24 protein-coding genes are annotated in these 26,282 nt (G+C 59.1%); 6 read left to right on the forward strand and 18 right to left on the reverse strand.

The window, feature by feature from the left end; translation table 11 throughout:
* Window positions 1-14: 14 nt before the first annotated feature.
* On the reverse strand, window positions 15-431 hold the full coding sequence (gene irrA, locus AF337_RS02830; RefSeq protein WP_049730966.1) for an iron response transcriptional regulator IrrA: 417 nt from the start codon (window positions 429-431) through the stop codon (window positions 15-17).
* 292 nt (window positions 432-723) lie between these two features.
* On the opposite strand from irrA, the gene AF337_RS02835 reads away from it, so the two are divergent.
* Both AF337_RS02835 and AF337_RS02840 read left to right on the forward strand, forming a co-directional pair.
* The gene (locus AF337_RS02835; RefSeq protein ID WP_049730967.1) at window positions 724-1,872 is read left to right on the forward strand and encodes a PQQ-dependent sugar dehydrogenase; all 1,149 of its coding nucleotides are present in this window, start codon (window positions 724-726) and stop codon (window positions 1,870-1,872) included.
* A gap of 258 nt (window positions 1,873-2,130) precedes the next feature.
* Window positions 2,131-2,541, forward strand: a complete 411-nt coding sequence (locus tag AF337_RS02840) for a cyclophilin-like fold protein (RefSeq protein ID WP_049730968.1) — start codon at window positions 2,131-2,133, stop codon at window positions 2,539-2,541.
* Between the two features lie 566 nt (window positions 2,542-3,107).
* Here the strand turns inward: AF337_RS02840 and AF337_RS41650 are convergent.
* Together AF337_RS41650 and AF337_RS02850 are read right to left on the reverse strand one after the other, a co-directional pair.
* A complete protein-coding gene (locus AF337_RS41650; protein ID WP_049730969.1) occupies window positions 3,108-3,320 on the reverse strand; it encodes a hypothetical protein in 213 nt (70 codons plus the stop codon).
* 152 nt (window positions 3,321-3,472) lie between these two features.
* Window positions 3,473-4,243: an SUMF1/EgtB/PvdO family nonheme iron enzyme gene (locus AF337_RS02850; RefSeq protein ID WP_152970870.1), complete on the reverse strand. Its 771-nt coding sequence runs from the start codon at window positions 4,241-4,243 to the stop codon at window positions 3,473-3,475.
* Between the two features lie 96 nt (window positions 4,244-4,339).
* Between AF337_RS02850 and AF337_RS39510 the strand changes: the two genes are divergently transcribed.
* Window positions 4,340-5,233, forward strand: a complete 894-nt coding sequence (locus AF337_RS39510; protein ID WP_082336731.1) for a LysR family transcriptional regulator — start codon at window positions 4,340-4,342, stop codon at window positions 5,231-5,233.
* Between the two features lie 19 nt (window positions 5,234-5,252).
* On the opposite strand, the gene AF337_RS02860 is transcribed toward AF337_RS39510, so the two are convergent.
* Together AF337_RS02860 and AF337_RS02865 are read right to left on the reverse strand one after the other, a co-directional pair.
* Entirely contained in the window at window positions 5,253-5,987 is a 735-nt protein-coding gene (locus tag AF337_RS02860) for a DUF4405 domain-containing protein (RefSeq protein ID WP_244471162.1), read from the reverse strand.
* Window positions 5,984-6,472 carry a hypothetical protein gene (locus AF337_RS02865; RefSeq protein ID WP_049730972.1) on the reverse strand — a complete coding sequence of 163 codons (489 nt, stop codon included), beginning with the start codon at window positions 6,470-6,472 and terminating at the stop codon, window positions 5,984-5,986. Before AF337_RS02865 ends, AF337_RS02860 begins: the two co-directional genes overlap by 4 nt.
* A 611-nt stretch (window positions 6,473-7,083) precedes the next feature.
* Between AF337_RS02865 and AF337_RS02870 the strand changes: the two genes are divergently transcribed.
* Window positions 7,084-8,061 (forward strand): Bug family tripartite tricarboxylate transporter substrate binding protein, encoded by a 978-nt coding sequence (locus AF337_RS02870; RefSeq protein WP_049730973.1) that lies wholly within the window; start codon window positions 7,084-7,086, stop codon window positions 8,059-8,061.
* Between the two features lie 278 nt (window positions 8,062-8,339).
* Here the strand turns inward: AF337_RS02870 and AF337_RS02875 are convergent, their stop codons facing one another.
* The 13 genes from AF337_RS02875 to paoA form a co-directional block, all read right to left on the reverse strand.
* A complete protein-coding gene (locus AF337_RS02875) occupies window positions 8,340-9,248 on the reverse strand; it encodes an SMP-30/gluconolactonase/LRE family protein (RefSeq protein ID WP_049730974.1) in 909 nt (302 codons plus the stop codon).
* A gap of 228 nt (window positions 9,249-9,476) precedes the next feature.
* Window positions 9,477-10,508, reverse strand: coding sequence for a substrate-binding domain-containing protein (locus AF337_RS02880; RefSeq protein WP_244471163.1), 1,032 nt, complete (start codon window positions 10,506-10,508; stop codon window positions 9,477-9,479).
* A 44-nt stretch (window positions 10,509-10,552) separates the two neighbouring features.
* Window positions 10,553-11,551 (reverse strand): ABC transporter permease, encoded by a 999-nt coding sequence (locus AF337_RS02885; protein ID WP_244471164.1) that lies wholly within the window; start codon window positions 11,549-11,551, stop codon window positions 10,553-10,555.
* The gene (locus tag AF337_RS02890; protein ID WP_049730977.1) at window positions 11,548-14,016 is read right to left on the reverse strand and encodes an ATP-binding cassette domain-containing protein; all 2,469 of its coding nucleotides are present in this window, start codon (window positions 14,014-14,016) and stop codon (window positions 11,548-11,550) included. The genes AF337_RS02885 and AF337_RS02890 overlap by 4 nt, the downstream gene beginning before the upstream one ends.
* Before the next feature lie 146 nt (window positions 14,017-14,162).
* On the reverse strand, window positions 14,163-14,918 hold the full coding sequence (locus AF337_RS02895) for an SDR family NAD(P)-dependent oxidoreductase (protein WP_049730978.1): 756 nt from the start codon (window positions 14,916-14,918) through the stop codon (window positions 14,163-14,165).
* A gap of 371 nt (window positions 14,919-15,289) precedes the next feature.
* On the reverse strand, window positions 15,290-16,471 hold the full coding sequence (locus tag AF337_RS02900; RefSeq protein WP_049730979.1) for an MFS transporter: 1,182 nt from the start codon (window positions 16,469-16,471) through the stop codon (window positions 15,290-15,292).
* A gap of 153 nt (window positions 16,472-16,624) precedes the next feature.
* Complete coding sequence (locus tag AF337_RS02905) at window positions 16,625-17,092, reverse strand: cyclophilin-like fold protein (RefSeq protein WP_167347723.1); 468 nt, start codon at window positions 17,090-17,092, stop codon at window positions 16,625-16,627.
* 151 nt (window positions 17,093-17,243) lie between these two features.
* On the reverse strand, window positions 17,244-17,387 hold the full coding sequence (locus tag AF337_RS43115; RefSeq protein ID WP_160320232.1) for a hypothetical protein: 144 nt from the start codon (window positions 17,385-17,387) through the stop codon (window positions 17,244-17,246).
* A gap of 111 nt (window positions 17,388-17,498) precedes the next feature.
* Complete coding sequence (gene moaA, locus AF337_RS02910) at window positions 17,499-18,512, reverse strand: GTP 3',8-cyclase MoaA (RefSeq protein ID WP_049730981.1); 1,014 nt, start codon at window positions 18,510-18,512, stop codon at window positions 17,499-17,501.
* Between the two features lie 50 nt (window positions 18,513-18,562).
* Window positions 18,563-19,489 (reverse strand): XdhC family protein, encoded by a 927-nt coding sequence (locus AF337_RS02915; protein WP_049730982.1) that lies wholly within the window; start codon window positions 19,487-19,489, stop codon window positions 18,563-18,565.
* Between the two features lie 61 nt (window positions 19,490-19,550).
* On the reverse strand, window positions 19,551-21,746 hold the full coding sequence (paoC, locus tag AF337_RS02920; protein WP_049730983.1) for an aldehyde oxidoreductase molybdenum-binding subunit PaoC: 2,196 nt from the start codon (window positions 21,744-21,746) through the stop codon (window positions 19,551-19,553).
* A 3-nt stretch (window positions 21,747-21,749) separates the two neighbouring features.
* Window positions 21,750-22,700: an FAD binding domain-containing protein gene (locus AF337_RS02925; protein WP_049730984.1), complete on the reverse strand. Its 951-nt coding sequence runs from the start codon at window positions 22,698-22,700 to the stop codon at window positions 21,750-21,752.
* On the reverse strand, window positions 22,697-23,347 hold the full coding sequence (gene paoA / locus AF337_RS02930) for an aldehyde dehydrogenase iron-sulfur subunit PaoA (protein ID WP_152970871.1): 651 nt from the start codon (window positions 23,345-23,347) through the stop codon (window positions 22,697-22,699). Before paoA ends, AF337_RS02925 begins: the two co-directional genes overlap by 4 nt.
* 416 nt (window positions 23,348-23,763) lie before the next feature.
* Between paoA and AF337_RS02935 the strand changes: the two genes are divergently transcribed.
* Together AF337_RS02935 and AF337_RS02940 are read left to right on the forward strand one after the other, a co-directional pair.
* On the forward strand, window positions 23,764-24,510 hold the full coding sequence (locus AF337_RS02935; protein WP_049730985.1) for an SDR family NAD(P)-dependent oxidoreductase: 747 nt from the start codon (window positions 23,764-23,766) through the stop codon (window positions 24,508-24,510).
* A gap of 410 nt (window positions 24,511-24,920) precedes the next feature.
* Window positions 24,921-26,030 (forward strand): alpha/beta hydrolase, encoded by a 1,110-nt coding sequence (locus AF337_RS02940; RefSeq protein WP_049730986.1) that lies wholly within the window; start codon window positions 24,921-24,923, stop codon window positions 26,028-26,030.
* Window positions 26,031-26,282: the final 252 nt, after the last annotated feature.

The raw sequence follows: 26,282 nt of genomic DNA on the forward strand, positions 1-26,282 counted from the left end.
CCAAAAATTTGAGTTCAGCTATCCGCAATGGGGCGCAGACGAATGACTATGTCGATATTGGCGATTTCATACCCGGCCGGCGGCTCTGGAAGGTTTGAAATGTCCATATGATTGTCAGGGACGTCGACGATTTCGCCGCGCCCCTCGACGTAGAAATGGTGATGGTCAGCAATGTTGGTGTCAAACCAAGTTCGCGATCCTTCGACGGCGAGAATGCGCACCAGGCCGGCATCGGTGAACTGATTGAGGGTGTTGTAAACGGTAGCAACGGACAGCACGACACCGCTCGCGGTCGCCTGGGCGTGCAAATCTTCGGCCGTGACGTGTCGGTGCCCGCCGGAAAACAGTAGCCGCGCGAGTGCGATGCGCTGTTGTGTTGGCCTCAAGCCGACGGAACGCAAGCGTTGGAGGGGTGACGGATGATGCGGCATGAACTTGGTCCAGGTGATCCTGCTGGACTTTACCAAATCCAGCGCGCTGCCCGAGGTTGTTTTTATTGGCTTAGCGCGCGGGCTATAACTTAAACTTATTCCCGCTGGCAGTAAGGGGTTGCGGAGCCATTCACGGGCCGCAATGCGACCCTGTTTATTCTTTGATGAACACCGCTCATGACGGCAAGCGGTCTTGAGGCGGTAATCTCCGTCCGTCACTCTGCCTATGTGTTTGCGGTCATGCATCGCTCACCAGCGGTGCGATCTGCCCTAAGCTACCCGCGGAGAAATAATGACCCGGAGCAAAACAATCATCGTATTGGCGCTGGTCGCCGCAGCGTCCCTTGTCCATCACCACGGCGCCAACGCCCAAAGCATCAATGCCGGTGACCGCGCCAACACGCCCAATCGCCCCTTTTCGAGCGAGGCAATAGCCGAGTTCGACAGACCGTGGGCGGTCGCATTCTTACCTGACGGCCGGATGATCGTGACTGAAAAATACGGCAAGATCTTTCTTGTCACCCAGTCTGGCCAGAAAAGCGCGGTCGCAAACGTGCCCGCTGTCGCCGCGGAAGGCCAGAACGGTCTGCTTGACATCGCGGTCGCTCCAGACTTTGCGACAAGTTCGCGCATTTACTTCACCTACACCGAGCCTGGCGGGGAAGGTAGCAGGCTCGTACTTGCGCGCGCAACGCTCTCAACATCGAGCGGTGGTGTGGCGCTGGCTGACCGCACGACGATATGGCAGCAGGCGCCTGCCGGCGGCGGCGGTCAACCGGGCGGCATTATTGCCTTCGATCCTCAGGGTTTACATCTCTTCGTGACGGTGGGTGATCGAATGCAGGCAAGCAGCGCGCAGGACCCGGATCAGGCGCGCGGCAAAGTGATAAGGCTCAATCTCGACGGGAGCCTGCCAGCCGACAATCCGAACGCTGCTGCAGGGGGCGTTGTTGCGCAAACCTGGACAACCGGTCATCGCAATCCCTACGGTCTTGCTTTCGCGGCCGACGGACGCCTTTGGCTCCATGAAATGGGCCCGCGCGGTGGCGATGAGTTCAACCTGATCGAAGCGAGCCGGAACTATGGATGGCCTGTCGTTTCCAACGGCGACAACTATAGCGGCGTGCCGATACCGCGCCATGCAACACGAACCGATTTCGCAGCGCCGGCCGTTTACTGGACGCCGGTGATCGCGCCGGCCGGACTTGCCTTCTACCAGGGCGACCTTTTCCCGCAATGGCAGGGTTCTGCCCTCATTGGCGGTCTGGCTGTTCAATCCCTTGTCCGGCTGAGCTTTGATCCGGGCGGCCAACCGGATGAGGTCGAACGGTGGGATATTGGCGCGCGCATCCGCGATGTGGCTGTCGCGCCCGATGGTGCGGTCTGGCTGCTTGAAGATGGCGGCTCCGCCAAGCTCTTGCGGCTTACACCGCAAGACTAGCCCACCCCGTTACGGCGAGCAGCCCGCATGCCCGATGATTGCGGCTGGTGTCCGTGTGGCGCAGTAAGCGCCGTTTGCAGCACGCGACAAGAACTCGGCAGGTGAACCAGCATCGTGACACGTGGCCTATTCGTGAGCGGTCCTCATAACAACGAGCGAAATGAGCGCTCTAATACGGCTGCATCATTATCGCTAGATTACTAACTAAACGGACGACCACACCACGGCCAGTCGATGAACTCGAGGGAGATAACCAGGATGATGGAAACCGTAATGTCGGCTGTGTTGACGACACTCGCATTGGGAGGCGCCGCGATGGCCCAGGAACGCATTGTTATTTCCTCCGATTGGGGAGAGGTCACCGCTGACTTGGCGCTTAACGAGGCGTCAAGTTCACTCTATCGGATGTTGCCTCTGACGATCGAGATGAACGACCATCTTCGCCAAGAAAAGACGGGAAATTTGCCGTCGCCGTTGCCGGCTGTTTCCCGTCAGCGTGGCTTTTCCAAGGGAACGCTTGGCTTATGGAGCTCAGATCACTTTGTGATCTACTACCGCGATGGACGTGTGCCTCAACCGGGCATTATCGTTCTCGGCAAAGTCACGGGCGATGTCTCGATTTTTGATCGGCCGGGCCCGGTTTCCGTCAAAATAAAAGCGGCGAAGTGACAAGGATTTTCAGCGACGCCGTTGGACGCGGGCCAAATTCCCGCGCACACTGTCACCACCGGCCCTTTGGCTGCAGCAGTGGACGGCCTGTTACGCGCCGCCGTTCAAGCCCATCTGTGCTCGATGCCGGTATCTCATCCCGGCGTGTGGAATACGCGAGGCGGACCTCTTTAGCCCTTGCCTGCCCCTCCCGCAGCGACCGGGGAAGAGTAGAACGCCTGGCGTGTCAGGAGGGGCGCTCCGATGGAGCGCCCCCCTGTTTTTTCTGCTAGCTTAGCGCCCACCGGGGATCGATAGTGGCATGCCACCGCAGGCATTCCCGATGCCTACCGGATGCCACCCTTCCGAAGGCAGCTCTCCGACACGGAGATTGCTGACGTTCTCTCCTAAGTGCGTTTGAGCTGGGGAAACCACGGCGGCCAGGTCAGTGTCGATGACGTCAAGGCGCTGCGTGATCCCAACAGATGGATGATTAGAGGGCAAAACGCGCTTGCTCTCATGAGCCCGGTTCATCAGTCCGAGCGCCGATCAGTGCATGTCGGCAGATCAACCCCCAGAAGCCGTCGTCAGGCGACGTACCCATCCACCGGTCTCAGGTCGTGGATACGCCCGGCCCACGCAACGGCGGGCCGATAGGAAGCCTCTTCCTCCAAAGGCGATGCCGACGGCGTTGCCGGGCAGCCAACAATGATGAGACCGAATAAGGCCATCCCGGCCAAACCGAACCCCGCGACCAGCCGGCCGCCGTCAACCGTGTAGTCATCTGGATCGTAAGACATGTGTACCTCTCTCGATGTTCGACGCGGGCAACATCGCGTCTGCCAGCCCGGATCCAGATGGGTGTTCACATGTCCTGGGATTAGAGGCGCAAAACGCTTGTCGACATGAACGAGGCTCATCAATCGTCTACCGCCTGCGCCACTTTGCGCCCTTATGTTCCCCGGATCAGTCTGAAACCAAGCGTTGTCGCAGCTGAAAACGGATCGCAGGTGCCGCGGCTGACCTCCAGCCGGCCATCAGGTCCCACGACGCTATCGCCCCGGCAGATTCGCGCCTCCGTAAAGCCCGAGTCTGCGTGATTGCCGCCGCCGCCGCTGGCCGCCGGCTCTCCCGGGTCCCAGCACCATTCAAGGCGCTCGGCCGCCGCTCCGCCTTGGGACCAGCGCGCGCCCGGAAATCCCTGACCGGACTGGTTGAACCTCTGCTTGGATGGTGTCACGGGCCGGACAAGCGCCACCGCGCTGTCACAGTTTGCCGCCTCCCATTCCCGTTCGGTTGGCAGGCGATACCCTGCCGCGGATGGGTCAACGCCAACAATGCAATCATCGTGCGTCTTCATGAAGCTATAGGCCTGGGTTAGGCCGTCACGTGCACTCTTCCAGTTTGCGAACATCACGGCATCATGCCAGCTCACAAGGACAACGGGATCCTGCTCTTCCTGGTCAATATAAGGATTGTCCCAGGACGCATCGTACTTCTTTTGCCACTTGCCTTTTACGAAGATCCAGCCGCTATCGTGCTTTTCGCAATCCGTTATATATGCGGTACGCCGGACGAATTCCCGGAATTCGCCCACGGTGACCCTACACTCGTCCATATGGTCTTCACTGCACTTCGATGTCACGGCTGTCTCCTCCCGCGTACGCATCGCCAATTTTCTCCTCCGTCGAGTTCTCGGGTTTCCCGCACAAATGTGATCCATGCGTGATGGCGTCGTGACCGAAGTTCACCATTCCGCCACTGTCTTCTTCATACTTCTGACGCTATAACGAGCCGGTCATATGAGAAGGATTCATGAGTGCCTCGCGAGAATGTTAATGATCTGATGGTTTTTGTCGCTGTGGCCCGCGAGCGCAGCTTTACGAAGGCTGCCGCCAAATTTGGCGTGTCGCAATCGGCGTTGAGCCATACAATCCGCCAGCTCGAGGCGCGCTTGGGTGTTCGCCTTTTGACGCGCACGACGCGCGCTGTGACGCCAACCGAAGCCGGTGAGCGCTTGCTCGACGGCGTTGGCCCGCATTTCGACGAGATCGAAATACAGGTCGATCAACTCAGCGCCCTTCGAGACAAACCTGCCGGGACCATTCGTATCTCCGCCTCCGACTATGCAATCAAGTATCTGCTTTGGCCAAAGCTGCGCAAACTCCTTCCCGAATACCCTGATGTCAAAGTCGAGCTGGTGCTCGACAACGGGCTCACCGATATTGTCACCGAACGCTACGATGCCGGGGTGCGAATGGGAGAGCATCTTGCGAAAGACATGATCTCTGCCCGTATCGGTCCTGACTTTTGCCTGGCCGTTGTCGGTGCTCCATCGTACCTGGCTGATCGTGCCGTACCGCAACACCCCAAAGACTTGGTTAGTCATAGCTGCATCAATTTCAGACTTCCAAGCTCCGGCGGACTCTACGCATGGGAATTCGAGGAAGATGGCCGTGAAATCCGTATTCGCGTCGATGGCCAGATCAGTTCCAACCACACGTTCGATATCCTTGAAGCCGTCCTGGATGGTTTCGGTCTCGCTTACATCCCGGAAGAAATCATCCTGCCGTATGTCAGGGAGGGCCGCCTCGTCCGCATGCTGCAGGAATTTTCTCCGCACTGGGATGGCTACCACCTTTATTATCCCAGCCGCCGCCAGTCGTCGCCTGCCTTTATCGCGGTGCTTGATGCACTTCGCCATCGTGAATAGAAAGATGGAATGTGTCTGATCACGCACCGGTCGCATCCTCTATGGCGCAACCTTCTGCCTTCTTCCGTCGCTGGCGAGAAGCGGCCGACGTCGCGCGACGCCACCAGGCCATGCCATAATGGGTCACGATAGCCGGAAGCGCTACGACGCCGGCCCAATGCCCAAAGAATGGCGTGACGGACGCGGTAAAATCCCAAAAATCAAGACTGTAGGTGAAGGTTAACTTGGCCAAAACGCCCAGCACCATGACGCTCCAGACGCCAAAGGCGGTGGCGACGATTGCCGCGATATGCAACGGCCAGCTACCTACCCGGTCATTCTGCATCGCCCCCATCGATGATCGGACCATGGCAAGCACTCTGGTCCAGTGCAGGCCGAGATGTACGCCGACGACAATCATGACCCAGTAGGCAGAGAACCAGTGAATGTCTCGGAGGTAAATACTGTCGGGAATCGGAAGTGGAGCAAAGACGGATTTCGAGATGATTGCGCTGGTGATGACCAGCACCAGCATGTTTGCGCCGAGAAGCAGATGCAGTAGCGCCGTAACTACGCGTCGGCCATCATAGCGGCCGCGAAACAGGTTCTTGAACCATAACCGATTCACGGCAAGGTGCCACGCGAGCAAGGTGAACAATGCCGTGCCGAACAGTTCGTGCGGCAGGTTATCAAGCCACCAGTAGGCAAGGGAGAGAAGCAGCAGGACGGCCATGAAGCCCGGCAAAAGCAGCCTTGTGACGAGAGAGTTCTTCAATTCGGCTGGCTCCCGTCAAAGGCCAACGCGTCGCTGAAGGTAAACATGAACTGGCGGTCGCCGCGCGAACGTTGGTGGCATGAGTAGCACTGGCCGATATTTTCGTCGGCCTTGACCGAGCGATCCGGCCAAAACCACTGATATTGCCAATCGTCCGCACCCTCTCCCAATTTTTGGGCAACGAGATAGCGCGTCAGAACATCGCTCTGGTAGTCGACGAGAACCACATGCGTCCCGGTTGGAACATTCTGGCCGGACTTGATGGCGGCAAGAGCTGCTTGACTGGTGAGCATATGCTCTCTGGTGATCCCCCGTCGGACGGTGGTGTAGTGCGTGAGTTGATCAAGCGGAGGAAAAGTCACCTGGTTTGTCTCTGCATAGGCGGGCGTTGGTCCGTCGGCCCCCGGCGACAAGAAGTAGCCGCCAACTAAGACAATCGAGCCTGCTATTGCAGCCAGTCCGCTCCGCGCCAAAACTTTCGCCATTCCGTTCCTGTCCCTTCAAGACGACTGCCGGCGGCCCGTCCGCAGGCTGCCAGTTATGGTTCGTCGGCCGCATCCTTGCGGCGCGCCAATAGGGTCGGGCTTCGACAAAACGGAGACATAACAGAGACGCCGGCTAATCATTAGTGGGGTCAAGCCGTTTGCGGCTATGAGACAGATTCATCAATTCCGACCGCAGGATCGGTGGCCTGCCGTCCAGAAAACCTGCTGCCGGTCGCCAGTGGCGTGGCCGCTGGGAAATCCGACGGTTGCTTTTTGCAACGCGATGCAGCGTCGTGAGGCGCTAGAACAGGCGCCGGGCGCCGGTGCGCCGACAGTAGATTGGACGAGCCCGCCGGTTGGCGCCTCTGCCGAAACCCCTTTACGCTGCTGTTCTCTGTAGCAGAGCCGGGCCGGCGACAACCCCGTTTATCGTCAGTATAAACTCAGCTTATACCACCGGCCCCCGGTGGCTTGTGGTCCCGTACCGGCCGGCGCTATCGTCCGCCCTCAGAGCCGCGAGGTGCCGATGGAGAGGCACTTTCGTTGGAGGAATTCAGGGCAGCGGGTTCATCCGCTGCGGACCTGCTTCAACGCCTGGGAGGGGCAAGAAAATGGTAACAAGTAACCCGACGAGACGAAATGTGCTGATGGGTGGGCTGGCGCTGGGTGCGCTTGGCATCATGAGCAGCCGCGCTGCGGCCAATGACGTGATCCGATGGATTGTCGGATATCCCCCTGGAGGGGCGACAGATCTCATTGCCCGACTGCTCAGTGCTCCTATGTCGCAAAAGCTTGGGCAGACGATCATTGTCGATAACCGGCCGGGCGCGGGCAGTTCAATCGGCGCAACTGCGCTCGCCCATGCCCGTCCCGATGGCCTGACGGTCGGGGCTGCTGATAATGGCACATTGATCATCAACCCGGTCGCCTACAAAAATCTGCAATACGATCCGGACAAGGATTTTCGGCCGGTCGGCGCCTATGCCGACGTCAACATTCTTCTGGCCGTTTCAAAGGCCCAGCCGTACAAAACGGTGAAGGACTTCATCGATAAGGCAAAGAACACGGCTGAGCCCATTTCCTTTGCAAGCCCAGGCGTTGGAAGTCCCTTGCATTTGGCAATGGAACGGCTGGCGCGTGAAGCCGGCCTGAAGCTTGAACACGTCAGTTATCGTGGCATGGCCCCGGCGCTGAACGACGTTCTTGCTGGCATTGTACCGGCCATCGTCATCGACTATGCCACGGCACGCGAAGTGATCCGGTCTGGCGACGTAAAGCCACTTGCCACATTTTCGGCATCACGGCTCGCAGCACTTCCGGAGGTTCCGACCTTTGGTGAAGAAGCCATCCCAGGATTCAGCGCCGGCGCGTGGCAGGGCATGATCGTCCCGCATGACACCCCCGACGAGGTTGTCAATCGTCTCAGCGATGCGATTGGCTTTGCGCTACAGAACGAAAGTGTGCAAGCCCGGTATGCGGAACTCGGCCTGGGCATTCCGGTCAGCGATCCACAGACGTTCATGAAACGTTGGCAGGATGACAAGGCGATCCTGCAGCCTTTGATCCGCGAGCTGGGGATCTCTCTGTAAAACAAGAATTGCCTATCGCCACCGGATGGCGATAGGCAAACTCATGCTGCAGTTGCCGTCTTGTTGCGACGTCCAGGCTGGCCTGGCACGCCATCGCTTCCCTTCGCAAACCACCACGTCAATCTCGTCAATGGGTTCCAGTCACCGGCGTAGCGGATCCATGGGCCGCCGCCAATGGGGACTGCGGTCAGCGACCCTTTATCGCACCACGCACACTTTCGCTCAAGCGGGACCGCCGAGACGGTCGGATTGCCGCCATTTCATCGAATCGGTCGCCATCATCGGACCCGGCCATTGATCTTCAGCCGGATGCGAAAGAGCGAATTTGTCGCGCACACGTACATGATGTTTCGCCGAGGGCCGGCGAAGGTCAGGTTGGCCGCAATCTTTCCAAGCTTGATCTTCCCCAGCAGGTCCCCTCCGGGTTCGTAGCAATAGACACCATCGCCAGCTGTGATCCACAGATGATCGTCGCTGTCCAACCGAAGGCCATCATAAATACCAACCGGACACTCGGCAAACACACCGCGGCTCATGACATGATGATTGCGATCGACCGCAAAGGAACGCAGATGCGCCGGTCCATCCTCGTGATGGCTTTTGCCGCTATCCACGACGTAAAGAATGGACTCGTCTTTCGAAAAAGCCAGCCCATTCGGCATAACCATGTCTGTGATCTTGGCCTCGACCGCGCCGCTGATCGGATCGACGCGGTACACATGGCAACCGCCGATTTCGGATACGGCCTTGATGCCATCGAGATCATGGAAAATGCCGTAGGGCGGATCGGTGAACCAGACAGCACCGTCAGAGGTCACGACGACGTCATTGGGAGAGTTCAGGCGCTTGCCCTGCCACCGGTCGGCGATCGTGATGACGCTGCCGTCATGCTCGGTCCGGCTGACGCGACGGTAGCGGTGTTCGCAGCTCAGCAGGCGGCCTTGCAGGTCTACCGTCTGACCATTCGGGTGGCCGCATTCCTGCCGGAACACGCTGATCGAACCGTCAGTCTCGTCCAAACGTAGAATCCGGTCATTGGGGAGATCTGTGAAAAGCAGATAGCGGCCCGCTGGAAAATAGGCGGGACCTTCCGTAAAGAGACCGCCGCTGAACAGTTCTTCGGGCGGAAAGAGCGACGCAACCTTATCGTGGAAACGTTTGTCGACGATCTCGTAATGTTCGGACATTTCTTCCTGCTCCTCCGCTGGTCTGTCATCGTGTCTAAACCACACAAGATGTGGCCGATCGTTTGCGCTCGCGTCACACAATAATGGTGTGGCTTTCCGCCACGTGGGCACCCTGCAGCGGAACGTCGTGTGGATCGGGACTAGTGACGACTTTTGCCCATCGGCGCGCGATGTTGCCCGCAGGCTCCAAAAGGTACCCGCGGGCGCGCAGCCTACCAACAATCGAACTTATTTGGCGTGAATGACGTTCGCCAGTGTCCAGTCATATTGGTATTTCACCCATGCGATGTCGCTGTCAGCCATGCCCTTGTAGGTTGTTTTCAGGTCATCCATCGTAATGGTCGGAACCGGCGAGATCATCTTCAGAGGGACGTCGACACCGCTGAGCTTGGCTACCGCAACATTGACGGCCACGCTGCCGATGCCGGGATCGGTGTTGATCGCCACCGACTGATAGCCCGACTTCGAATTGAGATCGAGTAGCAGGTTTGTATCGACCCCATCGAAACCATAGACCTGAAGGGGAACGTCGCGTCCTGCGGCAATGAAGGCTTGAGCGGCACCAAATGCGGCGACACCTTGCGAGAATATGATGTCGACCTGCGGCAAGGTCGGTAGAATGGCGGAGACACGTTGCTGAGCCACCGATTGGTTCCAGTCGCCGTAGACCTCGGCTACAATCTTGATATTCGGATACTTGGCAAGCGCCTTGACATAGGCATCCTGGATCGCCTGTTCCGCCGCATTTCCGGCTAGGCCACGGATGTTCAAGGCATTGCCCTTGCCGCCTGTCCGCTCGGCGATGTAGCTGACATATTTCTCACCCAGTTCGTCGTAGTCGAACTGGAGGTCGATGGCCTTGGGGTTGGTGACCGAGCCAAGTGCCGTCGTCAAAACCGGAATGCCGGCAACCACGGCATTGTCGATCGCGCCGTTAAGTGCAGTGTCCGACAATGGTTCGAGAATGATGAAATCCACACCCTGCAGGGTCATGTTGTTGATCTGCTGGATTTGCGTCTGTGTGTCGCCCGCCGCGTCCACCACGGTCAGTTCAACAGTCTTGCCGCCCTTGGCATTGATCTCGCCGGCTGCCCATTGTGCTGCGGCAAGAAAGCCCTTCTGCCAGCCATTGCCCTGGAAGGGCATGGCCACGCCGATGGTGATCTTGTCGCCGGCGGCCATGGCCGAACCGGCGCCTAAGGCTGCCGCCACCATCAGCGTTCCTGTCAGCATCCAGCGCCTTACGAAACTTCTCTGCATATGTTCCTCCTCCTCGTTTTGATCGCTGCGTCCCGCGTTGCGGGTCAGCTACGGTTCGATGACCGGGCGGCCACCAGACAGACCGTCCCCAGGACAAGCAGACCCTGGATGACGTATTGGGCTCCAATGCTCAGTTGCAGCAGGATCAGATCGGACTGGGCAAGTGTCAGCACCAAAGCACCGAGTGCCGTCCCGAAGACCGACGTGACGCCTCCGGTAATGCGCGTTCCTCCCACGACCACTGCGGCGACTGAGCCCAAGAGGTAACTACGGCCAAGGTCGGCCGACACACCGCCCTGATAGGTCGCGAGCAGTGCGCCCAGCCACGCAGCAAGAACTCCAGACAACATGAATGTGCCAAGTGTCAGCCAGCCGCGCCGCACGCCGGCCAGTCGCGCCGCCTCGCCATTTTGGCCCATGGCATGCAGCTGCAAACCGAAGACGGTACGTGACAACAAGATGGAGACCAGGACCAAAGTTGCGACCGTCGCCACGAGCGCGCCGGAGACGCCGGCAATCCGTAACCGCAGTGCCGCCTCGAACAGACCGCCCACGCGACTGAACCCACCACTTTGAATGGCGACGATAAGACTGTAAATGATGTAACCCGATGCCAAAGTCGCAACGATCGCCGGGATGCGCAACCGCACGATCAAAAGAGCATTCAAGGCCCCAGCCAGGGCTCCCGCCAGCACAGTGAGGGCCAGCGAGCCGGCTGTATTACCCTGACCCAGGAAGCCCGCTGACATGATATAGGCGCCGAAGGTAATCACATAGGGAAGCGACAGGTCGAAGTTGCCGGGCTTACTGGCGATCACGATCATCTGCGCCGTACCGGCCAACGTGAGAAACCCCGCAATGGTTGCATTCGCAAGAATGAAAGACACCGACAAAGAGCCGGTCACAGCCCCTGCAAGCAGCCAAAGGAGTACGGCTGCGACAAGCGCGCCCATCCAGGACTGCCGGAAAAGCCGGCGCCAGATGCAAACAGGCGCGTCAGGGAGCGGTGCAGGATGATTGGTGATGCTGGTGGTTTGGTTCATGGCGCAGTTGACCTGGTGAAGGAGCGGAAACTCAATGCTGTGATCAGCGCCAACCCGCCGATGGCGGTCGAATATTCGGAGCTGATACCGAAGAAACCGAGATTGGTGGTAATCAGGGAAATGCCCACCACCGCCATCACCGCGCCAATCGGAGACACAAGCCCACCGGCAAAACTTGCTCCGCCAACCACCACCGCAGCGATCGTCGCCAAGGTGAAGTTCGACGCGACATGAACATTGCCGGCGCCGGTGGCAGCAGTCAGGATAAGGCCCGACAGGACGGCAAACATCCCCGCCAGTGCATAGAGCGTGATTCGACCCGCCAAGGCGGAAAAGCCGAGCGACACATAGGTGCGCCGGTTGTGGCCCAGAGCGCGCAAGCGGATGCTGTAGCCCCATCCCTGGCAGATCCACAGGCCAAGCAGCGCAATTGCGACCAACACATAACAGGCCAGGGGGAGCGGCCAAAGTTTCACATGCGTCAACGCGGCGAGCCATCCCGGCGACTGGCCTCCTGGGGTCTCCCGCACCATCAGCCCGAGGCCAAGCCACACGAACGAGGCGCCAAGCGTCGCCACCACCGACGAGACGCCCAAGATCTCGACGATGAGTGCCAGGAGCACGTAACCCGTGATAATACCCGCCATGGCGAGTATCCCGATCGCTGGGGCATCTACGAGATAAGTTGCTGCCACAACATTGGCCAAGCCAATGGCAAAGCCGAGCCCGAGATCAATATCGCCGCCGAGTAAGAACAGCATCTGTGCCACGACCGCAAAAGCCAGCGGCATAGAGGCCTGCAGCAACAGCTCGAGCCCGAAGGTGCTCAGCGCGTTTGGCTGCTGCCAAAAGGCCAAAGCGAACATCGCCACCATCAGCAGTGCGGCCGGCATGGCTCGCCACGATAGCAGACGCCCTGACGCCGCCTGGCCCGATGTGCCTGTTTCAGACGTTCCGGGTTCGGATGCGCCGCTCGAATGCTGGCCGGCGGGCTGCATGAAGGAGGCCTGCACGATCCGCTCCTCGGTTGCCTCAGCGCCGCTGAATTCGGCGACGATGTGGCCACGCGCCATGACGTAGACCCGATCGCATTTGTGAAACTCAGCGATCTCGGTCGAATACAGTATCGCGCTGCGACCCTTGTCCTTCAGCTTGTCGAGGATGGCATAGATGGAGGTCTTGGCATTTGCATCGACGCCACGGGTCGGATCGTCGAGAAGCAGAAGCGGCGCCTCACTCGCCAGCGCTCGGCCGAGCAGTGCACGTTGCTGGTTTCCGCCACTGAGGCTGACGATTGGTGAGCTCGCCCGGTGGGAAAGACCCAGTTCGGCGAGCCAGTCTTGAGCGTTTGCCTTGAGTGCTGCGAAATCGACGAGACCAAACCGCGAGAAACGCGGTGCAGCCGAGATCAACACATTGTCCTCGACATTCCATAGTGGCAAGAGGCCCTCGCGCTTGCGATCGCCGCTGACATAGGCCATGTCGCTTTGCGAATGCACGGCGCCTAGCATGCGACTGCGCGCCGCAAAAACCGCCTGAAGCAACTCACGCTGCCCTGCCCCCTCCAGCCCGGCAATGCCGACAATCTCGCCCTCACCGACGCGAATGCCGATGTCGTGCAATCGAGGCGCAGACAGGCCCCGAACGGTCAAGAGGTCGCGCTGGGCGGCATGCGTCGGTTGCGCCGTCACGGGGATCGCCTGCTCCGCGGTGGCGCCAAGCAAGGTCAGAAGTTGATCGTGGGTGACGGCGCGTCCGTCGCCGTCAAAATGCAGCTTTCCGTCGCGCAAGACGACGATACGATGGGCAAGCCGCAGCGCCTCTTCAAGCTTATGGGTAACATAGATGATCGCCACGCCCTCGGCGGCTTTGCGGGTCACCAGATCGGCGAGTTGATCGGCTTCTTGCAACGACAATGCTGATGTCGGCTCGTCGAGAATAACCAGTCGCGTACCCGGTTCCGTCATGGCCCGTGCGATTTCCACCATCTGGCGCTCGGCCACCGACAGTTGCGATACTTCCGCACCCACATCGATGCGATTGCCTGGGAAGACTTGCATGCGCTGCCGGGCGTTGCGCATCATCTCACGCCGCGATACGCCGGTCTTTCGCTCAGAGGTGAGAGTCATATTTTCGCCAACTGTGAGGTTCGGAAAGGTCGAAAGCTCCTGGAATACCCGCTGGATACCGCGCGTGCGCGCCGAACCGGCCATGTAGCTTTCGAAAGCAACCGGATGCCCATCGAGCGCCATTGCGCCCGCGCTCGGCTGCAACGTACCACCGATCATGTTGAGGAGGGTCGATTTGCCGGCGCCGTTCGGTCCCAAAAGCACCAGGATTTCTCCGGCGCGGATGTCAAGTGTGACGTCGCGAACCACCGTGTTGGCACCGAAGCTCTTTGACAGCTCACAAACGGAAATGAAGGCTGCTCCAGCTTGCCGTGCGGTTCTTGTATCGTCTCCCACCCTATCCTCCTCCCGAAGATAATCTGCAGTGTGCGGGCACCCAGTTGCGTTGTCTGGATGGCCCGTTGCTCGATGTGCCGGCTATGTTGCGCACGGCTGCGCTTTGTCACGTCGAATTGCCCGGCGTGCGTGCTGGCACTGACCGCTTACAGGCAGGCTGTCTGGCCGCCATCGACGGAGACGATCGCGCCAGTCATGAAGCTGGCATCGTCGGTCAAGAGGAAAACAATGACCGCGGCAATCTCTTCGGGTTCGCCCATGCGTCCGATCGGATGGGCGGCTTTGATGCGTGCCACGGCTTGCGGATCCTTCAGCATGTATTCAACAAGCGGCGTGTTGGTCATGCCAGGTGCCACGGCATTGACGCGGATGCCAAGCGGGCCCAGTTCCGGGGACATCGATTTGGTGATGCCCGAGACTGCGAATTTGGAAGCGACATAGGGTAGTCGGTTCGCCACGCCCATGACGCCTGCGCCTGATGAAATATTGACAATGGCGCGCGGCCCCTTGTCGTCTTGAACTGCCCTTACAAAAGCCTGACACATATTCACGGTGCCACCGAAATTGACCGCCAGGACGCGCTCGAGCTTTTCCGGTTCGACATCCAGAATGTTGGCGACGCCGGTAATGCCTGCGCAATTGACCAGGCCGTTCAGCCGACCAAGCCGCATGCGGGTCTCTGCGGCAAGCGCCAACGCTGCCGAGTGGTCGCAGACGTCAAGCACAGCACCCCTGACGCGCGGGCTACCGTCAAACTCAGCGACGATCTTGTCGACGGCCTGGCCTGTCACGTCGATCGCAACCACATCGGCGCCCTCCGAATGCAGGCGGCGAACGCAGGCAGCGCCAATGCCGCTTCCCGCTCCGGTTACCATCACAGCACGGCCTTCAAATCTATTCATCATTTCCTCCACTGATGGCGCATGCGCCGACATACCGATCCGGTCTCTTGCCTGACTGACGACCGCAGATGGGTTAGCAAGCATCCTCCGCTCGCAAGGCAACGGTATTGGTAGTGCACCAGTTTTTGTCAACGGACGGGCGTTGAGCATCGCTGCCGATTCCATCACGCGTACTTGCGTGCGCGATTGAAAACGGTGTTATAAATCAATATGATGGACGTGATGTTTAAGAGGGTGGCGGGTATTAAACGGCGTTATACCCTGACAAGACCCCCCACGGTTCTCCCAAGTGTTTTGAGGGTGCCGGTCAGCACGCATGGCCTGGATAAAGGACCCCTCAACCGATCGGTTGAGCGCCGTTTGATCTTAAGTCAGGTCGCGTTTCGCGAGACTGCGCGCGAGACGTGAGCAAGCATGGCGCCCGCCAGCAAGATGCCGGCGCTGGTCAAAAACGTGGTCTGGTAACCACTGGCGTCAAACAGCAGCCCGCCGATCGTTGCGCCGAGCGTGATGGCGGATTGAATGGTCGCCACCATTAGTCCGCCAGCCGTCTCCGCGTCGCGGGGCAGCGTGCGTGAGATCCACACGCCCCAACCCACCGAGCCACAAGTCACAAGGCCCCAAGCACTCAGCAGCGCTCCGGCGGCGATCGCCGTGTTCCCGAACACAGTCAGCAAGCATGCGATGACCGCCATAAAGATTGGGGCAAGAACGAGAACACCGTATAAGCTTTTGTGCAAAACCGGCCCGATGATCATTGTTCCGGCAAGACTTGACACGCCAACGATAAGGAGGAGCAGGGAAAGCGTGGGGACATCGACGTGCGCGACTGTTTCAAGGAACGGTCGCAGATAGGTGAAGAGTGCGAATTGGCCCATGAACAGGAACAGGACCGCGGCCATAGCGATCGCGACCATGGGTCTGGCAAGAAGCCGGAATGTCGCCGTGGCGCCTGACGCGCTGCCGCCTTGCATCCGTGGCAGGGAGAAAGCCAGCCAAACAGCAGCAATCGCTGCGAGAGGAACCACGCAGAAAAATGCGCCGCGCCAACCGATCAATCCGCCGAGAAAGCTGCCGAGTGGGGCTGCAATGGTTGCCGCAAGAGCGTTGCCGCCATTGAGAAAAGCGAGTGCCTTGGGCACGGTTTCCTCAGGAACGAGACGCATGACGGTCGCTGTCGACATCGACCAGAAGCCGCCGATGACAATGCCGAGAAGTGCCCGGCCAAACATGAGCACGGGATAGTTTGGTGCCAGCGCAACAACCATACCGGATCCGCACATCAGACCGGTCAGTGACAAAAGCACGATCTTGCGATCAATCGTCCGAGACAGATAGGAGATGAACAGGCTGGTCACCACCGCAAACAGCCCGGAGATCGAGATCGCCTGGCCAGCTTGTCCCTCGCTGAGCGCCAGTTCACCGGCGATCGGCGTCAAGAGGCTGACGGGAAGAAATTCGGATGCGATCAGAACAAACACGCAAAGCGACATAGCCACGACCGCGCTCCAATTGGCCGCTGTATAGTCGCGAGGCGCTGATTTCATCAACATTGACTGGTTCTCCTAGTTACGGCGCAGCCCTTCGCCACGGCGCGTAACCGGCGCAGTTTCGGCGCATGAGCATCGACCGGTTGCATGGCGACCGATCCGGTTGTTTTTTCAGGATTCAGTGATAGGCGGACAGAACGTGGCCGCCGTCGGCCCTTACGCCAAAAGTCTGGCTTTCAGCGGAAACGCGCCGCGGGTGAGCAGCGGTGCAAACCCATTGTCCAAGCGGCCGAGCCGGATTAACCCGCTGCCGTATTGATATCGCTCATAGTAGAAGACCAGATTACCCCATGGCGCATAGTAGCAGAGGTCTCCAAGAGCCTCATTGCCGAATGCCGCGCGGCCTTCTTCGGTGAGCTTTCGCGGCAGGTAGGCAATTTTTTCGTTGGTGGAATAATCGTCGATCGTCAGGTCGAGTGGCATCATCGATGCCAGATCGCGCGCTGACGGATTGTCCTCAAGCGTCGCGGTGAAGACGAAGTCCGAGAACGAGAACTCCACTTTCATATTAGTCTCCTTCGCTGAAACAACCGCGGGGTTCGCCTGCGGGAGGGCAAGCGCAGGGGCCGCCAAGGCCATTGCCATCACCCGCCTTCGCGTCACCCCAGTGCTTTCAAATGCCATCTTCTTTGCCTTACATCTCGTGGGGATCTGATGCGTCCATCATCTTTGACGGGCGCCGATCAAGGAATGCCCATGCCACTCACGCTCACCCTTTGGAGAACACAGGGCCGGGCAGATCTGCTGAGCGCATGAGTGGCGCCACCAGTCGTCATTACAGGCTGGCTTCGCCGAAGCAAAACAGGAGAAATGTGGTCCCGACGAGGACAATAAAAGCAGCGGTGGCGCCAAGCATGATATCGCCGATGAGATTGTTACCCATGATCTGTCCCTTCTTCCCCCGGTCACCTTCGTTCAACAAATGGCACCCTGCCGATGCACTGTAGGTACAGTAGCGGAAACACCAGTCATTGATTAGCGCCCACCATCCGCATGCAGATATGAAAATGGCTCATCAATCCGTGATGACTTAGCCTCCTGTAACGCTCATATGCCGGGGGACCGCCGGTCTGTTCTGCGTCCGGTCGATGATGAAGTCATGGCCTCTTGGCTTGCGCGCGATTGCCTCGTCGATAGCGGCATGGAGCGCATCGTGGTCCTGCGTTGCGCGGAGTGTCGAGCGCAGATCTGCGGCATCGTTCTGGCCAAGGCACATATAGAGCATACCGGTGCAGGTCAGGCGGACCCGATTACAACTTTCGCAGAAATTGTGGGTCATCGGTGTGATGAAACCCAAGCGGCCGCCGGTTTCCTTGACGCGAACATAGCGTGCCGGGCCGCCGGTTCGGTAGCCAGTGTCGGTCAAGGTGAATTGCTGCTCGAGATCGGCGCGGAGTTTGGACAAAGGTAGATATCGGTCCGTACGGTCTTCCTCGACCTCGCCCATTGGCATCGTCTCGATCACGGTCAGGTCCATGCCGCGGCCGTGGGCGAAACGGATCATGTCAGGCATCTCGGCGTCGTTGAAGCCCTTGAGCGCCACGGCATTGAGCTTGATCTTCAATCCTGCTTTTTGGCAGGCGTCGATGCCTTCCATGACCTCGTCTAAGTCGCCCCGGCGGGTGATTTGGTGAAACTTGACTGGGTCCAGCGTATCGAGAGACACATTGATGCGTCTGACCCCGCAGTCGTAGAGTTCATCGGCAAAGCGTGCGAGCTGGGAGCCATTGGTGGTCAACGTCAACTCGTCCAGACCTGACCCCAGCCGTTTGCCCAGGGTGCGGACCAGGTGCATGATATTCTTGCGTACCAAGGGTTCTCCGCCCGTTAGCCGCATCTTTCGGACGCCCTTGGCAATGAAGGCAGCGCAGAGACGGTTGAGCTCCTCAAGCGTCAAAAGATCCTTTTTCGGCAGAAAGCTCATGTTCTCGGCCATACAATAGGTGCAGCGATAATCGCAGCGGTCGGTGACCGACACGCGCAAATAGGTGATCGCCCTTTGAAACGGGTCGATCATCGCAGCCGGAACCCGCATGGGCTCCATCGTGCCTGAAAGTCCAGGCCGATCGAGCACCCTGTTTTCTGCAGACATTGTCATGCGTACACCATGAGCCTGGTTGCAGCGACGTCAGCCAGCACGGAAAGAGCCAGGGAGGACGCGTCTCGCGTCGGTCCAAACACACCAATTGGCGCCCTGATGCGCGGCAGTTCGGTGTCGCCGAAGCCGGCTTTCTTCAACCGATCGACCCGTCGCCTGTGCGTTCGCGTGCTGCCCAGCGCGCCGATGTAAAAGGCCGGCGTCTGTAGCGCGAGGCTAAGAAGCGCTTCTTCCTGATCCAGGTCGTGGTGCAGCAGGATAATTGCGGTATAGGCATCGATGTCATCGCCCAACCGAGCCGCCTCCCCCGCGCCCGTCATGATCACGTCATAGCCAGTCGCCTTGGCCAGGCGCGCCGTGGTCTGTGCTTCGACGGTCTGACCGGACAGGATCACGCGTGTGGACGGCCGGTAGACGGTCACAAAGTCGTCGCCCTGCCAGCCGGAGCGTGGAACCGGATCAACAGGTGCAAGCATCTGTGTCTTAGACACATAGCGCAAGCCAACTGCGTGGCGTTGCCTCAACCTGTCAAGCACCTCAACGATCCCGCGGATTTCGCGCAGAACGTGGATCAGGACGGTAATGCCGCCGCCGCAGGGAAGAACGATATCAATGAAAGGCGACCCGTCGCCGAACATCACTCGCCTGTCTCGTCCTTCGTCCATGGCCAGAAGCGCCTCCGCTGCGACGGCAGCTTCGACGCATCCGCCGGAGACGTAACCGCAAAAGCTGCCGTCGGCCGCCACGACAACGTGCGATCCCATCGCGCGGGCTGCACCGCCGCGGATATCGACGAGGGTCGCAATCGCAACTTTGCCTTGCGCGAAGGATTCGACAGCGAAGTTCAGGACGTCAATCAGATCATCGGTTACCAGTGCCCTTGTGGGCGTTGGCAGCGATGTGAGAGCAAACCAATTGTCCAAAGGCTAGGTCCTTGAAAGGTGGCGGCGGGTTTTAAAACCCGGCCGCCAGAGTTGCGCCCCATTAGGCCACGTTCGGGAGCCCGCCAATCAGCTTGTCCAGCGTAATCGGGTAATGCCTGACCCTGACGCCGGTGGCGTTAAAGATGGCGTTTGCAATGGCAGCGGATACGCCGCACAGACCAAGCTCGCCGACGCCTTTGGCTTTCATCGGAGACGACATCGGGTCGGTCTCGTCCATGAACACGACCTCCTGATGGGGAATATCGGCGTGAACTGCAACTTCGTAACCCGCGAGATCATGATTGACGAAGAAGCCGCGACGCGTATCGACCGCCAGTTCCTCGGACAGCGCGCCGCCCGCTCCCATGGTCATTGCACCAATGACCTGGCTGCGGGCCGTGACCGGATTGAGAATTCGTCCTGCCGCACAGACTGCCAGCATCCGGCGAATGCGGCTTTCGCCGGTTGCGGCATCGACACCAACCTCGACGAAATGGGCCCCGAAGGTTGATTGCTGGTGCGTTTCAGTCAGCTTCCCCCACTGCATCGTGTCCTCGCCGACCAGACCCTCTGGCCCTGCGGCTTGCGCGAGCGGAACAGCGCGATTGCCCAAGCGCACGGTGCCGTTTTCAAAGACGGCGTCCGCGGAGTTGAAGCCCAGTTTTCGTGCAATGGCCTCGCGAAGCTTGACACAGGCCGCATAGACCCCTGATGTCGAACAGTTGGCGCCGAACTGACCGCCGGAACCCGCAGAGACCGGGAAACGCGAGTCGCCCAGTTGCACGGCAACCCTGTCGATCGTAAGTCCCATCATCTCGGCGGCGGTCTGGGCGATAATTGTATAGCTTCCCGTGCCAATATCGGTCATGTCCGTTTCGACAGTGACAATACCGTCGGCATTCAACCGAACCCGCGCACCCGACGGAAGGTGAATATTGTTGCGGAATGCCGCAGCCACGCCCATCCCGACCAACCAATTGCCTTCCCGGCGGGCGCCCGGCCGACCACGTGCGCCCCAGCCAAAGCGCTCTGCGCCGAGCTCCAAGCATCCGTTGAGATTTCTGTAAGAAAACGGCCGCTCGGTTTTTTCAGGGTCGACCTGTGTATCGTTGAGGATCCGGAAGGCCACCGGATCCATGCCGAGCTTGTCAGCCATCTCGTCCATGGCGATTTCGAGCGCCATCAGACCCGGCGCTTCACCAGGCGCGCGCATGGCGTTTCCCTCGGGAAGATCGAGCGTAGCAAGACGCATGGCGGTCATGCGGTTCTCACCGGCATAGAGCAAACGTGTTTGCATCACGGCCGCCTCCGGCTGCCCGCCTTTCTGGTCGCCCGACCAACTTTCATGTGCAATCGCCGTAATCTTGCCGTCGCGTTCGGCGCCGATGCGCACCCGCTGAATGGTCGCGGGTCTATGTGTGGTGTTGTTCATCATCAAAGGCCGAGGCAACGCGACTTTGACCGGCCGCTTGGCGGCCTGTGCTGCAAAGGAGGCCAGCACGGCGTCGGCACGCAAGAAAAGCTTGCCGCCGAAACCACCGCCGATGAACGGCGACATCAGATGGATTTTATCCTTGTCGATGTCGAGCGTCGTCGCAAGGTCGGCGCGCCACCAATCGATCATCTGGCTCGACGTCCACAACGTCAATTCGTCACCTTCCCAGACGGCAATAGAGGCGTGCGGTTCCATCATCGCATGGGACTGGTCGGGCGTGGCGTAGGTCTCATCGAACGTCACAGGTGCGGCCTTGAAAGCGGCGTCGAAATCGCCGGCTTTCGAATCCGGATCCCCTGTTTCAGGTTTGACGGCGTTATCCATCGCCTCCCGAAGATCGAAGACGCCCTCTTCTTCCGCATAATCGACCTTGATGAGTGCTGCGGCGGCACGCGCCTGCTCGAAGCTTTCGGCCACGACCACGGCTATCGCCTGATGATAGTGTTGGACCAGATCGCCGCCAAACAGATTGGCGGTATTGAACTTGCCTTTTTTGCGCTCGCCGACATCGAGTGTGGTGACGACCGCAAGAACGCCCGGTGCCCGTTTGGCGGCGGTGACGTCCATCGCCCTGATACGGCCCTTGGCGATCGCTGCCCCTAGGGGATATCCGTAGGCATAGCGCGTGTTGGTATCGTGCCATTCATAGGCATACATCGCCCGTCCGGTGGTCTTCAACTCGCCGTCGATCCGCAGTATTGGCTGGCCGACCACCTTCATGCGGTCGATCGGATTGGTGGTAGCTGGTGTGTCGAACTGCATGACTTAACCCCTTGCTTCAGCGATCACTGCGCCGAGCGTGCGCTCGACCAGATCGAGCTTGAACCGGTTCTGTTCAGTCGGATGCGCATCAGCAAGCAATGAGCGCGCGGCTGCCTGTGCACCGTTTGGAAGTGCCGCATCGGCTTCCCTCACGCGCCACGGCTTGTGGGCAACACCGCCAACGGCAACGCGGCCGGTTCCATCCGACTGCAGGACGGCCCCAACCGAGATCACGGCAAACGCGTAAGACGCACGATCGCGAACCTTCCGATAAATCTGCTTGCCTCCAATCGGTGGCGGCAGCAACACCGCCGTGATAATCTCGCCACGCTCCAACACCGTCTCGATGTGCGGTGTGTCGCCTGGCAAAGTGTGAAAGTCGGCTAGCGGGATCGAGCGACGCGTGCCGTCGGCCTTGACAGTTTCGACCGCGGCATCGAGTGTCTGCATGGCGATGGCCATATCGCTTGGATGAGTGGCGATGCAGGCATCGCTGACACCCACGACCGCATGCTGGCGCGAAAAACCGCCGATGGCGGAGCAGCCACTGCCGGGCTTTCGCTTGTTGCACGGTTGGTTGGTGTCATAAAAATAAGGACAGCGCGTGCGTTGCAGCAGGTTTCCCGCCGTCGTTGCCTTGTTCCGCAACTGGCCCGAAGCGCCTGCGACCAGTGCCCTCGACACCAGCGCGTAGTTGCGCCGGACGGTTTCGTGCGTGGCAAGATCGGTGTTGCGAACGAGGGCGCCGATCCGCAGGCCGCCGTCGGGCGTGGTCTCGATCGTGTCCAGTCTCAGTCCATTGACGTCGATCAAGTGCGTCGGTGTTTCAATCTCGAGCTTCATCAGGTCGAGCAGATTGGTTCCGCCAGCGATGAATTTCGCGTCCGGATTGGAGGCGGCGGCTTTTACCGCGGCCTCGACAGACCCAGCGCGTTCATAGGAAAAGGCTCTCATGCTTTTGTCCCCGCAGCTTCGACGATGGCATCGACGATGTTGGAATAGGCGCCGCAACGACAGATATTGCCGCTCATACGCTCACGGATTTCGGTGGGAGTGACCACGGCTTGGACCGTCAGGTCGCCGGTGACGTGGCTGGGGATGTTGGCCTTGATTTCTTCCAACAGCGCCACGGAGGAACAGATCTGTCCAGGCGTACAGTATCCGCATTGGAACCCGTCATGCTTGACAAAAGCCGCCTGCATGGGGTGGAGCGCACCTGGTTTGCCAAGTCCTTCGATCGTCGTCACCTGGTCGCCCTCGTGCATCACCGCGAGGGTCAGACAGGAATTGACGCGACGACCATCGACCATGACGGTGCAGGCCCCGCATTGGCCGTGATCGCAACCCTTCTTCGTGCCGGTCAGGTGAAGATGCTCGCGGAGTGCATCGAGGAGCGTCGTTCGATTGTCGACATCAAGGTCGCGGCTTTCACCGTTGACCGTCAGTGTCAGCTTCGACATGTGCTGCACGGTTTCTCCCTCTGTCTGCGCCGCCGCCTGACCTGTCGCAGCGCCCGAGACGGCGAGCGTCGCGGCCGATGAGATCAGTAAGTTTCGGCGGGATATCTCGAGTTGGATGGGGCTTTGCATTTCCGGCTCCATTGCGTTTGTTCGGCGCAAGTAACGCACACCATCGAGCAAGGTAGTGCGCAGGAGAGGAATGATTAGGTAAGTTACATTTCTTGCAGTTATCGATCTGGTTCATCAATCGGACGTGCTGAGTTCACGCGCGCGTTTGATCAAACGGATTGCGGCCGGCACCTTGGTCCTGTCAAGGTGGCGTGCATGAATGGGTCCTTGTGTTGTGCCAAGGGTACAATTTCTGATTATACGTGCGTGATTTCGAGCATTGATTTCGCCTCGCTTCTTTATGGCCTCTATGATCGAATAGACCTTCGACGTGGCGCGGACGAGCTGAACTCTGGGCTTCGCAAGCAATTGTACGGGTTGATTTACCGCCCACTCACGCCGTCGTCCGCCACGACCTTTGCAATATTGAAAACTTTGGAACGACGATCATGCCAGACAACCCCTCGAAGCCTTCCAATAACGCTCGCCTTGCCGGCCGGCGGATCGTGATCACAGGGGCCGCCTCCGGAATCGGGCGGGTGACGGCGGGCTTATTCATCGAAGAAGGTGCAAAAGTCATCCTTCTCGATCGAAACGTCGACGCGCTGCGGACGGCCTTTGAAGGTCTTGACGCAGTCATCGCCGGCGTTGACATTACGCGGGAGGAGAAGGTCGCAGAGGTCATCGCTCACGCTGGGAAAACCACCGGTGGCATCGATGGCGTGATCAATGCGGCCGGCATCATGGTTACCGGACCAACCGCCGAACTCTCACCCCAAATCTGGCGTCAGGTCATCGATGTCAATCTCTCCGGAAGCTTTTTTGTTATTCAGTCCTGCCTGCCATGGCTGAGACGCAACGAGTTCTCAACGATCGTGAACGTTGCCTCTGGAGCGGGACTTTTGCCGAATGCACCCGGCCTTGCGGCCTATGCTGCTTCGAAAGGCGGGGTCATCGCACTGACGAAGGCGCTTGCCGCGGATCTTGCCCCCAACGTTCGTGTGAATTGCGTCTGTCCTGGCATGGTGGATACGCCCATGGCGGATGGGTTCCGCGCCAACGTCGGTAATTACGCTTTGAAAAGGATTGCCGCTCCGGCAGAAATTGCCAGGGCCATGCTGTTTCTGACATCGCTGGAATCATCCTATGTCACCGGTGCGACGCTCGCTGTGGATGGCGGCAGAACCTTCCATTGACGGCGCCACTGTAACGTCGCTTGAGAATACGCTGGCCTTCTCATGCTGAGCGGACGCTTTGGTCGGATCGTGCGCATTCGCAATGCCAAAAAATGTGTTCGCATCGGTCAATTCGGACGTAGCCGTTCGTGACGTCTCATAGGCTGAAGCGGCATCAACAGAGCGGCTGACCCCAGGCGCTCTGCGGTAGCGGAATTTGCTGTTTTGAACGGATCACAACCGATTGACGATTGCCGGCCACGGCGGAAGGAGTTCTCACGACCTGAGGCTGCTAACCGGTTGCAGGGCCGAGCCTTGATGAACTCCTCGATTGATGAGCCAGACTAATGACCACAAGCGATTTTAGCGGTCTAATCGTCATGCTGTTCGTTGATTACATGTCGGATGGAACCTTCAACGGAGATACTGCAATGAAAGATCAAAATGACACCACCGCTGTGGCCGCTTATCAGGACAAGCCGGATGCTGGACGCCGGAACATGCTGAAGATGACCGGTGCAAGCGTTGCCGCAGTCAGCGTCGCTTCAATCTTAACTGTATCAAATGTTTCGGCCCAAAGTATTTCAAACGAATGGGACAAGGTTTTTCCCCAGAGCGACAAGGTCGATCACGAAAAGATCACGTTCAAGAACCGCTACGGCATCACATTGGTGGCTGATCTCTACCTGCCGAAGAACCGGGGCAACGGACGGCTGCCGGCCATTGTTGTTGGTGGCCCGTTCGGCGCCGTAAAGGAACAATCCTCTGGTCTCTACGCACAGACCATGGCCGAACGCGGCTTCATTACTCTCGCATTCGATCCGTCCTATACGGGAGAAAGCAGCGGCGAACCGCGCAATATCGCTTCGCCGGACATCAATACTGAGGATTTCAGTGCAGCGGTGGACTTCATTGGTCTGAGGCCCGAAGTCGATCGCGAGCGTATCGGCGTCATCGGTGTTTGCGGCTGGGGCGGTATGGCATTGAATGCCGTCGCTTCGGACAAGCGCGTAAAGGCCGTGGTGGCCAGCACGATGTACGACATGACCCGCGTCATGTCGAAGGGCTACAACGACAGCGTAACTCTCGAACAGCGCACACAGGCGCTGGAGCAGATGAGCCGCCAGCGTTGGGTGGATGCGGAAAAGGGAACCCCGGCTTATCAGCCAGCATATAACGCCGCCGTCACGGCAGATTCGCCGCAATTCATGATCGACTACCACGACTATTACTCGACGCCGCGCGGATATCATAAGCGCGCAGTCAACTCAGGTAATGCTTGGTCGCAGACCACACCGCTCTCGTTCATGAACATGCCCATCTTGACCTATATCGCGGAAATCTCCCCGCGTCCGGTCCTCTTCATCCACGGCGAAAAGGCTCACTCGCTCTACTTTGCCCAGACCGCCTACGCGGCCGCGGCGGAACCTAAGGAGCTCGTCATCATCCCGGGTGCGAGCCATACCGATCTTTACGACAAGGTGGACATTATCCCATTCGACAAGCTGCAGTCCTTCTTCGACCAGCACCTATCCGCTTAAGGTGAACTCGATGGGGACTGCCTCCGCAGGCCCCATTTCCTTGTCGAGCAAGACCGCTTCTAGATCAAAGATATGCCGCGGGTTTTTGCGCCATCTGTATGAGGCTGACTGATCCCGAGGTTCTCATTAATGTACGACGTCGGGTGCCTGACGAGACTGGCAACGAAACCAGCAAGGCTGGCGCGCCACGTTTCCGTGCCTTTGTACGACGGTCGCCCTTTTTCGTCAGTTCCACCTCCTCAGAAAGTGTGT

It is taken from the genome of Rhizobium ecuadorense, assembly GCF_001187535.1.
Classification (GTDB): domain Bacteria; phylum Pseudomonadota; class Alphaproteobacteria; order Rhizobiales; family Rhizobiaceae; genus Rhizobium; species Rhizobium ecuadorense.